Source organism: Desulforamulus putei DSM 12395, assembly GCF_900129195.1.
GTDB lineage: Bacteria > Bacillota > Desulfotomaculia > Desulfotomaculales > Desulfotomaculaceae > Desulfotomaculum > Desulfotomaculum putei.
Window position 1 is genome coordinate 1 of sequence record NZ_FQUY01000007.1, and the last position, 15,459, is coordinate 15,459.

At 48.6% G+C, this 15,459-nt stretch carries 12 protein-coding genes, 1 pseudogene and 1 riboswitch; of the genes and pseudogenes, 11 read left to right on the plus strand and 2 right to left on the minus strand.

Annotated elements, in window-relative coordinates; translation table 11 throughout:
- Positions 1-22: 22 nt before the first annotated feature.
- Positions 23-848, plus strand: a pseudogene (tnpC, locus tag BUB67_RS06135) (IS66 family transposase); the annotation flags it as partial.
- A 378-nt stretch (positions 849-1,226) separates the two neighbouring features.
- Here tnpC and BUB67_RS06140 read toward each other — a convergent pair.
- Complete coding sequence (locus BUB67_RS06140; protein WP_073237392.1) at positions 1,227-1,430, minus strand: DUF5348 domain-containing protein; 204 nt, start codon at positions 1,428-1,430, stop codon at positions 1,227-1,229.
- Positions 1,431-1,573: 143 nt separating this feature from the next.
- On the opposite strand from BUB67_RS06140, the gene BUB67_RS06150 reads away from it, so the two are divergent.
- Both BUB67_RS06150 and BUB67_RS06155 read left to right on the plus strand, forming a co-directional pair.
- Entirely contained in the window at positions 1,574-1,855 is a 282-nt protein-coding gene (locus BUB67_RS06150) for a HEPN domain-containing protein (protein WP_073237396.1), read from the plus strand.
- A 428-nt stretch (positions 1,856-2,283) separates the two neighbouring features.
- Positions 2,284-2,730 (plus strand): PPC domain-containing DNA-binding protein, encoded by a 447-nt coding sequence (locus BUB67_RS06155; RefSeq protein ID WP_073237398.1) that lies wholly within the window; start codon positions 2,284-2,286, stop codon positions 2,728-2,730.
- A 165-nt stretch (positions 2,731-2,895) separates the two neighbouring features.
- Here BUB67_RS06155 and BUB67_RS06160 read toward each other — a convergent pair whose 3' ends face one another.
- A complete protein-coding gene (locus tag BUB67_RS06160; RefSeq protein WP_073237401.1) occupies positions 2,896-3,357 on the minus strand; it encodes a universal stress protein in 462 nt (153 codons plus the stop codon).
- Positions 3,358-4,078: 721 nt separating this feature from the next.
- Between BUB67_RS06160 and BUB67_RS16865 the strand changes: the two genes are divergently transcribed.
- The 8 genes from BUB67_RS16865 (at position 4,079) to BUB67_RS06215 (ending at position 15,450) form a co-directional block, all read left to right on the plus strand.
- Positions 4,079-6,418, plus strand: a complete 2,340-nt coding sequence (locus BUB67_RS16865; RefSeq protein WP_159431813.1) for an HD domain-containing phosphohydrolase — start codon at positions 4,079-4,081, stop codon at positions 6,416-6,418.
- A 22-nt stretch (positions 6,419-6,440) separates the two neighbouring features.
- Positions 6,441-8,483, plus strand: a complete 2,043-nt coding sequence (locus BUB67_RS06185; protein ID WP_073237709.1) for a PAS domain S-box protein — start codon at positions 6,441-6,443, stop codon at positions 8,481-8,483.
- A gap of 18 nt (positions 8,484-8,501) precedes the next feature.
- Positions 8,502-9,695: a M24 family metallopeptidase gene (locus BUB67_RS06190; protein WP_073237404.1), complete on the plus strand. Its 1,194-nt coding sequence runs from the start codon at positions 8,502-8,504 to the stop codon at positions 9,693-9,695.
- Positions 9,696-9,722: 27 nt separating this feature from the next.
- A complete protein-coding gene (locus tag BUB67_RS06195) occupies positions 9,723-10,079 on the plus strand; it encodes an arsenate reductase family protein (protein ID WP_084127657.1) in 357 nt (118 codons plus the stop codon).
- A 185-nt stretch (positions 10,080-10,264) separates the two neighbouring features.
- Entirely contained in the window at positions 10,265-10,798 is a 534-nt protein-coding gene (rbr, locus tag BUB67_RS06200; protein ID WP_274377227.1) for a rubrerythrin, read from the plus strand.
- A 111-nt stretch (positions 10,799-10,909) separates the two neighbouring features.
- Positions 10,910-12,010, plus strand: a complete 1,101-nt coding sequence (gene ychF, locus BUB67_RS06205; RefSeq protein WP_073237409.1) for a redox-regulated ATPase YchF — start codon at positions 10,910-10,912, stop codon at positions 12,008-12,010.
- Positions 12,011-12,194: 184 nt separating this feature from the next.
- Positions 12,195-12,300, plus strand: a riboswitch (SAM riboswitch).
- Positions 12,301-12,368: 68 nt separating this feature from the next.
- Entirely contained in the window at positions 12,369-13,061 is a 693-nt protein-coding gene (locus BUB67_RS06210) for a hypothetical protein (protein WP_073237411.1), read from the plus strand.
- On the plus strand, positions 13,045-15,450 hold the full coding sequence (locus tag BUB67_RS06215; protein WP_238456975.1) for a homocysteine S-methyltransferase family protein: 2,406 nt from the start codon (positions 13,045-13,047) through the stop codon (positions 15,448-15,450). Before BUB67_RS06210 ends, BUB67_RS06215 begins: the two co-directional genes overlap by 17 nt.
- Positions 15,451-15,459 lie beyond the last annotated feature (9 nt).

Sequence of the window (15,459 nt, forward strand, 5' to 3'; positions counted from 1 at the left end):
CATAATATAGGGCTCCACATAAGATGAGACAACCTTGCAGGTTTTGCGTGAAACGGAACGGGCAGCCGAAACCACTTCGTATATGTGGCTTTACCGTACCGGGCGGCAAGGGCCTCCGATCATCCTTTATGATTATCAAAGAACCCGGGCCAGCAAGCATCCACGCCAGTTTTTATCAGGCTTCAAGGGGTACTTGCATGTGGACGGCTACGCCGGCTACAATGATCTGCCTGATGTTACCCTGGTAGTCTGTTTGGGCCCATGCCAGGCGCAAGTTTGATGAGGCGCTGAAGGCATTGCCTGGTTCTGCCGCATCTGCTTCGGTGGCAGCAAAGGAAGGGCTGGATTTTTGCAATCAGCTCTTTGCCATTGAGCGAGAATTGCATGATGTCACGCCTGAAGAACGTCATAAAATTCGTTTGGCGCGCAGCCGACCGGTGCTGGATGCCTTTTGGTCGTGGCTGAAAACCCAGGCTCCCCGGGTATTACCCAAAAGCGCCCTCGGGCAGGCCATTAAGTACTGCCTTAATCAGTGGAACAAGCTGGAGGCATTTCTCCAGGATGGTCGGTTAGAATTAGATAATAACCGCAGTGAAAGATCCATTAAGCCATTTGTGATTGGCCGCAAAAACTGGCTGTTCACAAACACCCCGCGGGGTGCTAGGGCTAGCGCTGTTATTTACAGCATTGTTGAAACGGCTAAGGAGAATAATTTGAATCCTTTGGCCTATCTCACTTATCTTTTCGAGCAGCTGCCCAACATAGATACCACAGACCCAGGCGAATTAGATAAGCTGCTTCCCTGGTCAGCTACCTTACCCATTGCTTGTCGAGTATATAATAATTAATGTTACATGGATCCCCACTTTCCTTGGAAGGTGGGGATTATTTGACGCTTACGTCAACAACTGAGATATATCCGTAGAGACATAGCGATCATAACCCATCTTGCCAAAAGAAGTGAGCTCTCTCTTTTGAATAAAAGGCAGTATCGTAATCTGCTTGTAAGTCAGGAAATTTATGCCAGCAATTAGATTATATATTTTGTTGAATTTTTCAAAAGGTACTTTGGTATGTTTGATTTGGCGTATTAGGTCGATTGTTACTGACACTGCATAGTGATTGGAAACTAACGTTTTTTAATGTCCATAAGTTGACGGATATACCGACCGAAATCCACGGAAGGGGATCAGTGGTGAGATCAGCCACCGATCCCCTTTCTGAATTTAAATTGTCACCCTGTACGTATCTTGGGTTCGCAAATTGAACAGGGTATCTTGCATAACAACATACCATTCACTGTCTAACTCTAATCGACAGGCAATACGACTTTGACTGACCGAAAGTTCCAAATATTCTCCGCAATGAAGTCCGTACTCACGGTTTCCCAGAACGACAACCCATCGATCTTGCTGAGGATCGTATTTCATTTCTACCCCCCCGACGCTTCATGACAATTCTCCTTGGATCACGCGTTTAACCATGTGATCGTCAATAATCCGATAACCGTTCTGGGCGCCGTAGAGTAGGCAATGAGTGCACACCTTGTTAACGAGTCGGTCGGTTGCAAACGGTGGATACCTCTCATTACCTTAAAGGGTATATTGCATTAAACGGCGGAGAAATTCAGAGGATTCACGATCTTGTTGCCCTTAATAAAATATGTAGGAACTATGATTTAAGCTTTGCAGAAATCGAAAACGACTGCTTGAACCTGACTGATTATGGGGTACAAGCCCGTTACCCTTTCAATCTCGAACTTAATGAAACGGATATGTTGCTGGCATTGAAAAGTGCGGAGCGGATTCAAGATTTTGTTAAGCAGAAAGCAAAGGATATAAATCTCGATACCTAATGTAGCGAATCACGCTATTTGGCATCAAGCTAGGGCCAAGGCGAGGGATGTCCGAGAACAAACGGTTGGTAAGCCAGTCCATGCTTCCGGACATTCTAAATATCTGTTGAAATCTGAGCAAAGAATTGATATTCTCATCTTAAGTTGTGGCATTGTGCCATTACGAGGCATAGGGGTTGAGCGGGCAAACTCTTGGACTCCTATGCCGTTCATGACCACATAAGCCGCCTCCTGCGTAGATTTTTAAAGCATGAGACGGCTTTTCTGCATTTATTGTCGGTTTTCCTGCAGTTTAGCATGATTTTTTGCCTACCGACACTGACATTGATTTCTTTACTGCCAACCTGCGTGGGTGGTAACACCTGACGATTCACATCTTGCCGGAAATGAGGGTATACAAATTCTTTCACTAAAGGGAGGACAAAATTATGAAATATACCGAAGCAAAGTTAGGCAGAATCTTCATTTTACGATTAGAACATGGGGACCGCTTGCCAGATACAATTGAGGAATTTGCCCAGAGTCAGGGAATCGAATCAGCTACTCTGCTTTTTCTTGGCGGTTCCGACCAGAATAGCAAGGTGGTAGTTGGACCCGAGGATGGAACGGCAATAAAGCCGGTTCCAACCGTGATTGGCTTACCAGGAGTCAGTGAGTCTGTAGGTGTTGGGACCATTTTTCTCAATGAAGACAGGATGCCAAAACTTCATTTACACTCTGCCTTTGGTCGCAAAGAACAAACCGTGACAGGGTGTACAAGAGAAGGGGTAACCATTTGGCATATTGGCGAGGTCATAATCTTTGAACTTATCAACTGTTCGGCCCAAAGAAAAATTGACCCTACCACTGGTTTTGAACTTTTACAAGTCCAATAGTTTCCCTTTTTCAATAATATCTGGATTGAAATCGGCGACATGCCGCTGCGGTAAGATTCAGGCTGGCCCATGAATGGCATTGAAAAGAGGAACATTCTCGGCGGCACTTTTTGGGATAGCCACGCCGCTTGCAGAAACTTTGCCTGCGGTCTGGTCGGCTCTTTCCTATTGTCCCGGCCCAAGGATAATTTGGCATGTTACCTTTTTTGCTAATCTATTCAAATTAAATCTAAGCCCCGCTGCCGCTGCCGGGGTAGTGGCGTGCGGGTTAGGCAGTATCAAAAAGGTTGTTGGCTTCTCCACGGTTAATTTTGTTATTACTTTCTCAGTTTTTCCAATTTTGATGCCAACTTCCACCTTGACATTCTGATCCTTCGCCTTTTTGGCAAATTCATTGAGAACCGTCTCCGCATGATTTTTCAATTCATATTCAAACCAGTGGAAAAACTTCATGCGGGTGGATGATGTATTAATCCATTCATCTCCCAGTAAATATTTCCACCCTTCGTCCAGAATAAAGACAGCTTTTAGCGGCATTTTCATTTCTCTAGCCAACCGGATGGCTGTTTCACCCGCTGCGTCGGCAGAAGGTGAACCGTCTGTAATAAACAGAATTTGACCGTTCATGGGAGACCCTCTTTCTGTTTGTTTATAAAAGCATCACAATGGCAACCAAGCTTCGGAATTCTTGTTACTGAATAGGGATCATTGCATTCTTCTTTTCGGACTAGTTCCTACCTTGCAGATTCTATACAATGAATGTGATGCTATAATTATGACTTGCGATAGGGCGTTCTAACAAGAAGGAATTTTTAAAGAACCCTGCTTACCTCAGCGACATTGAGAAAAGCCGGAGAAACCCACCGGATAAACCTCTATTAGAAAAGATTGCTACAATACTGAAGCTTACAGAAGATGATAAAAACCTCATGTTTTGACCTGGCAGGCAAAGGCAGATGTGAAGTTTCCCCGGATCTCCCGGAATATATCATGTCAAACGAGGTTGTGAGAGTAGCTTTGAGTAAAGCCAAAGATGTAGCGACTGAAGATGACTGGCAACAATTTATTGATAAGCTTAATAAGAAAGGATATAGTGGAAATTAAACGAGAAAGATGAAAAAAATCCAAACAACTTGTTTAAAAAAAGTATAATATTACCATAGGGACTAAAGTATTAGGCCATAATCCTATAACATGCTATGAAAATTAGTATTATAAAGGGCAAACCTCGCAAAGCCAAGGGCCCGGTGGGCAACGAATTCTATGGCAGCCCTTTGCAGCAAAATCCTGGGGCGTGACGATCTGTGCTTTGGCACTTTGTAGTTTTATGCGAAAAGGTAGGGGGAAGATGAAAGAAAAACTTTTTCGAGAAATTCTAATGAAATCACCCTTTGGTTACGCCTATCACAAATTACTGATGGGGAGTGAAGGTGAACCGGAAGACTATATCTTTCTGGAAGTTAATCCCGCCTTTCAAGAAATGACCGGGTTAAAAAGCGAAGCTGTTCTCGGGAAAAGGGTGACGGAAGTGCTGCCCGACATCAGGAAGGGTAGCTTTGACTGGGTGGCCTTCTACGGCAAGGTGGCCCTGACCGGCGAAAGGCAGGAGTTCTGCCAGTATGCAGAACCTCTGCAGCGCTGGTACAAAATAACCGCCTTTTCTCCTGAAAAAGGGTATTTTGTCACCTTGTTTCAGGAAATCACCGAAGAAATCCGGCAGATCGAAAACCTTGAGGCCCAGAAAGAAAAAATCGAGGAGCTGTCCAAAGAACTGGAAATGGTGTTCAACGGTACCCAGGATACCATGTTCCTGGTCAGGGTGGAAGACGGAGAATTCCGGTACATGAGGAACAATGCCGCCCACCGGAAATTGACAGGGTTCAACCTAGAGGATATAAAAGACAAAACCCCCGTTGAACTGGCCGGGAAAGAAATTGGTGAAGCCGTCAGTGCCAATTATCAAAGGTGCGTGGACAGTAAAAAGCCCGTGACCTATGAAGAGACCCTGATCCTCCCCGCCGGAAAAAGGACCTGGCTGACTACCCTGACGCCGGTGCTGGAAAAGGGGAAGGTAAAATACCTGGTTGTCTCCGGCAAGGATATTACCCTGCAAAAGAAGGCCGAAGAAGAACTCAAAAAGAGGCTGAAATACGAAAAAATAATCAGCAGTGTTTCGCAGCTGTCTTTACAGGAAAGAAGCCTTGAAGTTTTTCTGACAGAATCCCTGCGGCTTATGGGCGAGGGCATGGGGGTAAGCCGGGCCTACCTCTTTGAAGCGGACCGGGGAAAAGAGACCGCGAGCAACACTTTTGAGTGGACGGCGCCCGGTATAACGCCCCAGAAAGAAAACCTTCAGGAAATCCCTGTGGCTGAATTTACCTGGTGGGTGGACAGGCTGAAAAACAGGGAAGTGATAAACTACAGGGACATTGAAGACATCCCCGACGAAAAGACAAAGGAAATCTTAAGACCTCAGGAGATCAAGTCCCTGCTGGTGCTGTCCCTTTATGTGGAAGGGGATTTATACGGCTTTATCGGTTTTGACGACTGCCTGAAAAACAGGGAATGGTCTGAAGCCGACATCAATTTACTGCAGCTTGCCGCAAGGATTATTTCCGAATATATTCTGCGCAAGAAATTTGAAGAAAAAATCCTCTTTTTGTGCTATCATGACCAGCTGACAGGGCTTTACAACCGCAGGTTCATGGAAGAAGAAATAAGGCGGCTGGATACGCCGCGTCAGCTGCCTGTATCGGTCATCATGGGTGATGTCAACGGATTGAAGCTGACCAATGACGTCTTCGGCCACAGGGCAGGGGATCTTCTTTTAAAGAAAGCGGCAGAGATAATAAAGGAAAGCTGCCGCCGGGAGGATATCATCGCCCGCTGGGGCGGGGACGAATTTGTTGTTTTGCTGCCCCGGACCGATATGAAAGCAGCGGAAGAAATTGTCAGGAGGATTAAAAACAAGTGTGCTTTGGACAGTGAGGGGCTCATACAGGTGAGTATTGCCCTGGGCTATGCCACAAAAAATAAAGCCGAAGAAAATATCTGGCAGGTACTGAAGGAAGCCGAGGAATGGATGTACCGTAATAAGCTTCTGCAGAGCAAAAGTTACAGAAATGCCGTTATTTCCTCCCTGAAGGCCACCCTTTTTGAAAAAAGCATGGAAACGGAAGAGCATGCAGAAAGGTTAAAGGAAATGAGCCTGAAAATAGCGAAAGGGTTGGGCCTTTCCGCTAAACAAATGGACGAACTGGAGCTGCTGGCGGCGCTTCACGACATCGGGAAAGTGGCGATTAAAGAAAGTATATTGATGAATCCAGGCGAACTAACGGAGGAAGAGTGGGAGGAAATGAAAAAACATCCGGAGATCGGGTACCGGATCGCCCGGGCGACACCGGAACTGGCCCCTGTTGCCGAATACATCCTGTGCCACCATGAACGGTGGGACGGCAGGGGCTATCCCCGGGGGTTAAAAGGTGAAGAAATCCCTTTTTTATCCCGTATCCTGGCAGTTGCTGACGCCTTTGATGCAATGACCAATGACAGGCCCTATCGGAAAGCAATGAGCAGGGAAGAAGCTTTAGCTGAACTTGAAAGGAATGCGGGGACGCAGTTTGACCCGGAGGTAGTAAGTGCTTTTATTGAAAGCTGCTGCTACAGTGATGAAAATTTTCAGAAATAAATGCTTAGGGGTTGGTTTATCGGTGAACGCATTTAAAGGCAAGAGGATTCTTATTGTAGAAGACAGCAGGTTTCAGGCACAAATAACGGCAAATATCCTGAATAAGTACGGGTATATGACCGAAATTGCCCTGACGGGGGAAGAAGCTGTGGAGAAAGTCTCTGGCAGCCGGTGCCCCGACCTCATTCTGGTGGATATAGAACTGGGAAAAGGAATGGATGGGGCGCTGGCAGCCCGGACAATACAGCAGTTCAGAGACGTACCTGTGGTATTTCTTACCGCCCATACTGAAAAGGAAATTGTGGAGAAAATCCGTACGATTACGGGCTACGGGTATGTGCTGAAAGGCGCCGGCGAACATGTGCTGGTATCCACAGTTGAAATGGCGCTGCATCTTTATGAAGCCAATGCCCATGCGAACATGTACCGGCAGATATTTGAAAATTCATTGAATGAGATCTATATTTTTCACCCTGAGACCTTAAAATTTATTGCGGTGAACCGCGGCGCCAGAAAAAATCTGGGTTATACAATCGAAGAACTGAGCACCATGACGCCCCTTGACCTGGAGCCAGAACTGGATTCTGAGAGCTTCAGGGCACTGCTTGAACCTCTGGTTGGTGGGATGCAGGAACAGATCCTGTTTAACACGGTGCACCGGCGGAAAGACGGCTCCCTTTACCCTGCGGAAATGCACTTGCAGCTGTTTGGACACAGTGGAGAAAAAGTATGTGTAGCACTTATTATCGACCTGACAGAGCGCAGGAAGATGGAAGAAGAGCTGCGGGCAAGGGATGCAACTTTAGGCACTATTATGGGCTCGGCCCGGGATGCCATCATCATGCTTGACGGGCAGGGGAACGTCACTTTTTGGAACCCTGCAGCGGAACAGCTCTTCGGCTACTCCCGGGAAGAAATCCTAGGGAAGGACCTGCACCGGCTGGTGGTGCTGGACGAATGCCTTTACCAGGCCTATAATAAGGCTTTCAAGCACTTTCAGTTAACAGGGGAAGGGAATACCATAGGGAAAACAACTGAGTTGAAAGCTAAACATAAAGACGGGCGGGAGCTTGATGTGGAGCTCTCACTGTCTGCTTTGAGGATTAGGGACGCCTGGCATGCGGTGGGAATTGTGCGCGACATCAGCGAGCGCAAGCGGCTGGAGGAGGATAACAGGCGCAAAGAAGAGTGTCTCCGCCTGATGCTGGAGGGCATTCCCAATCCGGCCTGGCTCATTAACAGGGAGCGCATCATCCTGGCCCAGAACAAAGCAGCCGAAAGAATAATGGGATCGAAAACAGGAGATTATTGCTGGGAAAGCATACATGGGATGGAAACCCTTCCGGACCGGTCCCGGGAGGCAATTGAAAAATCCGGCACCCCTTTACCCGGCACGAAATGTTATTTCTGCCGCGTAGATGAGGCTTTGGATAAAAATGCACCAATAAACAGCGAAGTGGAGTTTGCAGGGGGCATCTGGGATACCTGGTGGATTCCCTTGGGAGAGGATATCTACCTTCACTATGCCGTGGACGTTACAAAATATAAAAAGATGGAGGAACAGCTTTACCGGCTGTCCAATACCGATCCCCTGACAAATGCTTACAACCGCCGCTATTTTATGCAGGTGCTGGAACAGGAAATGGAGCGCACGGGGCGGACCGGACTACCATTTTCAATAATCATGGTGGACCTGGACCACTTTAAGAGCATAAACGACCGCTTCGGGCACGCTGCCGGCGATCTGGTTCTTAAAAGTTTAGTAGACTTGATCAACGGGAGGATCCGCAAAATAGACTGCCTGGCCCGCTGGGGCGGAGAAGAATTTGTAATACTTTTGCCAAATACCCCGGTGGATAAGGCCGCCGGTTTAGCGGAAGAGATTCGAGGGCAGTTAAGCAAAATGAATATTCCGGGCGTAGGTAGTGTGACTGCCAGTTTCGGAGTGGCTGGGTACTGCCCGTCGGATACGTCTGATACCCTCATTATGCGTGCTGACAATATGCTGTACGAAGCGAAGGCCGCCGGGAGGAACTGTGTGCGGTATAGAGAAGAATGTCTATAGATATTCGAGGATATAAACATGAAGAAACAAGTGCCATTAATTGAACTACAAACACGTATGAACCGCTTCAGGGCCAAAATGGAAGCATCAAATCCGGATTGGGAGATTGCTGTTATTTTCAGTAAAATAAATCTTTATTATTTTACTGGGACCATGCAAGACGGCATGCTGCTTATTCCCCGGGATGATGAGGCAATATTTTGGGTGCGGCGTAGTTACGAACGTGCATTGGATGAATCGTTATTTTCCCATATTAAACCAATGGACAGTTTCCGTGATGCTGCAGCATCCATTAGGAAGTTTCCTAGCGTAGCATATATGGAGACCGAAGTGGTACCGCTGGCATTGTATCAGCGGTTTCAAAAGTATTTTCCTGTTACTGATGTTAGGTCGGTTGATGCACAGATAGCTGCAGTAAGAGCAATAAAAAGCCCATATGAACTGTCCCTAATGGAACAGTCTGGCAGAATTCATCAGCGGGTATTGGAAGACCGTGTACCGAAAATGCTCAAAGAGGGTATGAGTGAAGCAGAACTGGCCTCTCAATTGTTTTCTGTAATGATAGAGGAAGGATACCATGGGGTAGCCCGTTTTGGAATGTTTGATACCGAGATGGTATTGGGGCACATCTGTTTTGGTGAAAGCTCTATTTACCCTACATATTTTAATGGACCTGGGGGTAATTATGGGATGAGCCCTGCGGTGCCATTATTAGGCAGTCGTGATCGCAAACTCAAAAAAGGAGATTTGGTCTTTGTTGACATAGGATGCGGGGTAGATGGTTATCACACTGATAAAACCATGACTTACATGTTTGGTGAATCCCTTCCACAGGAAGTAATTTCTGTGCATAACAAATGTGTTGACATACAGAACAAGATTGCAGAGATGCTGAAACCTGGTGTTACTCCATCACATATATATAACACTATCATGAATAACCTTAGTACTGAGTTTCTAAAAAACTTTATGGGATTTGGAAATCGCAGGGTAAAATTTTTAGGTCATGGAATTGGTTTATTGATTGATGAATTGCCCGTAATTGCTGAAGGGTTTTCTGTACCATTGCAGGAAGGAATGGCTTTTGCTCTTGAACCCAAAAAAGGGATTGCCAACATCGGAATGGTGGGGATTGAGAACACGTTTTTGGTTACCCCTGAAGGTGGGCGGTGTATTACTGGAGATAACCCTGGATTAATTCCAGTATATTAATACAAATAAAAAAACGGAGGGACTGTCATGGAATGGATTTTATATGATTACCCCAGGTGAAGTACTGTTAAAAAGGCCAAGGATTGGCTAAAGCAAAGGAACATACTTTTTAAAACCCGGCACATAATAGAGGAAAAACCTACTCTGGAGGAGATTCGGGATCTACATACCAAAAGCGGCCTGGAGATTAAAAGGTTCTTTAATACCAGCGGGGTAAAATATAAAGAACTTGGTTTAAAGGATAAATTAAAAACCGCCAGTAACGAGGAACTCTATAATATTTTAGCCTCCGACGGAATGTTAGTAAAGCGACCCATATTAACCAATGGTGAGGTCGTGCTGGTGGGTTTTAAGGAGAAGGAATGGGAAGAGGCCCTGGGTTAATAATAAGGTTTTTAAGTGTTATCTCAAAGTAAAAGCGGGAAGAGGGTTTGCCTCTTCCCGCTAAATCTAACAAAAACCTTAACGAATACTTAAATATAAATAAATGCAGAGGAAATCTACGAGTTAATCAAGAATTATTGAGGCCAACAGATCTATACTAAAGAATAAAAATAAGGAGGAACATCATGAATCTAAAAGGTACCAAAACCGAAGCGAATCTTAAGGCTGCTTTTGCAGGAGAGAGCCAAGCCCGCAATAAATACACCTACTGGGCCAGTGTAGCCAAAAAGGAAGGTTACGAGCAAATTGCCGCCATCTTCCTGGAAACTGCCGATAATGAAAAGGAACATGCCAAAAGACTTTTTAAGTTCCTGAACGGCATCAGCGATACCAAAACCAACCTGAAAGAGGCAGCCGCCGGTGAGAACTACGAATACACCAGCATGTATAAGGAATTTGAACAGGTGGCCCGGGAAGAAGGCTTTGCTGAAATCGCCGATGTATTCCGTGAAATTGCCGAAGTGGAAGAAGAACATGAAAAGCGTTACCTGGCACTATTAAAGAACATTGAAGAGGGTAAAGTCTTCAAGCGGGATGAGGAAGTAAAATGGAAGTGCCGCAATTGTGGTTATGTCCACAAGGGCAAAGAGGCTCCTGAAGTCTGTCCGGCTTGTGCTCACCCTCAAGCCTATTACGAATTACTTTGTGAAAATTACTAGGTTGGAAACCCTGTATCCGGCGGGTACGGGGTTTCTTTCTTTGTGGAGTGGTAAAGCTTATCCATATATGATAAAATCCTGTCGTAATGAAATAACAGAGGTGATAAAATCGTGTCAACCAACCTGACCAGTGGTATTATTGGACTACCGATGGTGGGAAAAACCACAGTTTTTAATTTATTAACCAACTCCAATCAAGAAACCTCTAATTTCCTCAGCGGTAAAACAGAGACCATTACCGCTTCCGCCAAAGTACCGGATAAAAGAATAGACTTTTTGGCCAACATGTATAAACCCCGGAAAACCACCTACGCGCAAATCCAGTTCAGCGAAGTTCCCGGCCTGGTTCGGGGGGCCAACGAAGGAAAAGGCGTGGGCAACCAGTTTTTAAGCGCCATTCGCAATGCCGACTTGCTGGTGCATGTGGTAAGGGCCTTTAAGAACCCCGATGTTCCCCATGTGGAGGACGACATCAATCCCCTGCGAGATATTGAAACCATTGCGGTAGAAATTTTACTGGCCGATATGGACCTGGTGGAAAAACGAATTCAAAGAATACAGACCGGTAAGAAAATTACCAAAGAAAATGCCTTTGAGTTGGAAGTATTAAAGAAGTGCCTGGCTGCCCTGGAGGAAGAATCTCCCATCAGCCAGTTGGGTCTCTCGGAGGAAGAAAAGCTGACCCTGAGAAACTACGCCTTTTTAACTGAAAAACCCATGATGCTGGTGATTAATATCGACGAAGACCAGTTCCGGCAGGGAACCTATCCCGGCAAAGAAGAGGTGGAAAAGTACGCCGCCGCCCGGGGAATCCCAGTTATTGAAATTTGCGGCCGTATTGAAATGGAAATCAGCCAACTGCCGGAAGAGGACCGGGCAATGTTTATGGAGGACCTGGGCATTACCGAGCCGGGGATTGAACGCCTGGCTAGGGCGGTTTATGATTACCTGGGTTTGATTTCCTTCCTGACCGCCGGGGAAGACGAAGTCAGGGCCTGGACCATCAAGCGCAACACCGATGCCAAAAGAGCAGCGGGCAAAATTCACTCTGATATTGAACGGGGTTTCATCCGGGCCGAAGTGGTGGCCTTTGACGACCTGGCGGCTGCCGGTTCCATGGCCAGGGCCAGGGAAAAGGGTTTGTTGCGCCTGGAGGGCAAGGAATATATTGTGAAGGACGGAGACATTATTAACTTCAGATTTAATGTATAGGACTGCCCCGGCCGAGCCGGGGTTGTTTCTTGGCAAAGTGTGTTAAAATATACCGGAGCATCACCGGTGTGGCTTTCAGCACCGGATTTGTGGCAGGAGAGTCTGCCGCCGCTTTCGTAAAAGGAAACTCTTGACGAAAGAACTTCTTTCATGTAAATTACCATTAACAAAAAATTGTTGCGAGAACTTATCAAGAGTGGTGGAGGGACTGGCCCAATGAAGCCCGGCAACCGGCCTGTTTTGGCGGCGGTGCCAACTCCTGCAGGATAAAAGTTCCTGAGAGATAAGGTGCGCTATGGAGTTATGCAACCACCTACGCCCTTATTGGGCGTTTTTATTTTATTTGCCGGAGGTATTTATGCTGCTGCCTCAGATCCCCGTGGAGATACAACATCAGCAGGTTCTTGGCTGCCTGGGGGCGACGGGGAAGCAAAGGATTGACCGGGACCTGCTGGACCAGGTAAATGAAATGATCCTCCTGGGCAAATCTTTGCTTCAGCCTGCCGCAGCCGTGGCCCAGGTGCGGGTTTCCCCGGCAGGGGATACCGTATATCTGAGCGGGGCGGCTTTCCACCTGCCGGATCTAAGTCAATGGCTGAAAGGTTGTAGCGTTGCCAGCGTGGCAGCGGTCACGGTTGGAGAAACTATTGAAAAGGAAGTTGAAAGGTTGTTTCACAGGGGCCTGGCAACCCGTGCCGTGATCCTTGATGCCGTGGGAACCGCGGCGGCAGAGGGGGCCGCCAACCAGGTGGTCAAGCTTTTGGCCCGGCAGATGAGAATAAGGGGGCTCTTCCCCACGCCCAGGCTTGGTCCTGGTTACCGGGGCTTGAAGATGGATTATTTGCCGTTGTTCCTGGAAATGGCAGGGGGGGAACAAATTGCTGTTACCTGTAATAATTTTTTTCAAATGAACCCGGTAAAGTCCCTTTGTTTCATGGTGGGATGGAGTTCTGAACAGCAGAAGGAACAGGTTAAATGTGATTTTTGCCATCAAGCAAATTGTCAATTTCGGGCCGTAAGGACAGAAGGAGAGAGTGGAGTTGTCTTTTAGGGAAAGGGTAAAAAAAGAAATCCTGGTTATTGACGGAGCCATGGGCACCCTGCTGCAGCAACGGGGGCTGCCTCCCGGGTGGTGCCCCGAGGAATGGAATCTCAGCCGCCCGGAGTCCGTTCAAGAGGTTCATAAACTGTATTTGGAGGCCGGCGCGGACATCATCACCACCAATACATTCGGCGCCATACAGTTGAAATTGGCAGATTACGGTCTGGGCCACCGGGTGAGGGAGATCAACCTGGCGGCGGCCAATTTAGCCAAAGAGGCAGCCCGGCCCTACGGGGCGATGGTGGCGGGTTCCGTGGGACCCCTGGGCAAGTTCCTGCAGCCCCTTGGTACCATGACTTTCGACGAGGCCTACGGGCAATTCTTCGAACAATGCCGCGCTCTGGTGGAAGCAGGGGTTGATTTCATCCTCTTTGAGACCTTCGGCGATATCGGCGAGATGCGGGCGGCCCTCATTGCAGCCGCCGACGCCGGGGATGTGCCGGTGGTGGCCAGCTTTACCTTTGATGAAACCGGGCGCACCTTCACGGGAACCGACCCCGAAACCGCGGCCGTGGTGGTGGAGCGGCTGGGTGTTTCTGCCATCGGGGTCAACTGTTCGGTGGGTCCCCGGGAACTGGTGCAGGTGGTGCAAAAGCTAACCCAAAGCACCAACCTGCCCGTTTTGGTTTCCCCTAATGCAGGCATGCCGGAAATGGTGGAGGGCCGCACGGTTTTCCGGGAAACGCCGGCGGCCATGGCTGACTATGCCGTGCGTTTTGTAGAATACGGCGCTTCCGTACTGGGGGGCTGCTGTGGCACAACCCCGGAGCATATTAAGGCTATTCATCAAAGTGTCAAGGGATTACAGCCCAGGGTCCGGTCCAGGCAATTCGGACTCCGGGTGGCCAGCCGGGTGAAAACGGTGTCCATCGCCCCCCGGGGAATTCCGGTGGCCATCGGGGAACGGCTCAATCCCACCGGTAAAAAGGCCCTGCAGGCGGAAATTAAAGAAGGAAAGACAGAAATTACCCGCCGGGACGCCCTGGCCCAGGTGGAGGCGGGGGCGGCCATTCTGGACATCAATGTGGGAGTAGGGGGAGTAGACCAGGTGGCAGCCATGGAACGGGCCATCCACGCGGTCCAGGTCCTGGTGGATGCTCCCCTGTGCATCGACAGCACCGATCCCCGGGTCATTGAACAGGCGCTCAAAATTTATCATGGCAAAGCCATCATTAACTCGGTGAACGGAGAAGAAAAAAGCCTGCAAACCATTTTGCCCCTGGCCAAACGTTACGGAGCAGCGCTGATTGGCCTGACTCTGGATGAACGGGGTATCCCGCCCACAGCAGAGGAGCGGCTGGCGGTGGCCCGCAAGCTGACGGAACGGGCCGAGGCCATGGGTATCCCCAGGCAGGACCTGATGATTGACTGCCTGGTGCTGACCGTCAGCGCCCAGCCCGAAGGGGTGCCGGAAACACTCAGGGCCATTACCCTGGTAAAAAAGGAACTTGGCCTGACCACCAGCCTGGGGGTTAGCAACGTATCCTTCGGCCTGCCCAATCGAGGGTTGATTAATGCCGCCTTTTTTGCCATGGCCCTGGCGGCGGGACTGGATGCCGCCATCCTGAACCCCCAGGAACCGCGCATGATGGAGACCCTGCGGGCCTCGGCGGTGTTGACCGGCCGGGATATCCGGGCGGAGCAGTACATTGCCCGGGAACAACAGGCCGGGGGCGTCCAGGCCCCCGCCAAACCGGTGGAGCAGGCGGCCGCCACTCCCCTGGAAATTTTATACCAGGCGGTCCTGTCCGGGGATAAAGACAACATTGTCTCTTATATCGAAACCGCCCTGGCAGAGGGGCTTTCTCCCATGGAACTGCTGGATAAGGCCTTGATTCCGGGTATTGAAGAAGTGGGACGCCGGTATGGCGCAGGTCTTTATTTCTTGCCCCAATTAATGATGGCCGGCGAAACCATGACCAGGAGTTTTGAGCGGCTGCGACCGGAACTGGCCAGGGGACCTGCCAAAAAGGTCGGCACCGTCGTGCTGGCCACCGTAAAGGGAGACATTCATGATATCGGCAAGAACATTGTATCCGTCATGCTGGCCAACCATGGTTTTGAAGTCATTGATCTGGGAAAAAACGTGGATAATGAAGAGATTATCAAGGCAGCCATGGAACACCGGGCCCAGATTATCGGCCTGAGCGCATTGATGACCACCACCATGGTCCACATGGCGGATTTAATCAACCGGGTGAAGGAACAAGGACTCAACTGCAAAGTCATGGTGGGGGGAGCGGCGGTTACCGCCCAGTATGCCCGGGAAATCGGCGCCGACGGCTATGCGGTTGATGCGGTTGAGGCGGTAAGTGTAGCCAAAAGTTTGGTAAGTTAATAAAACTGT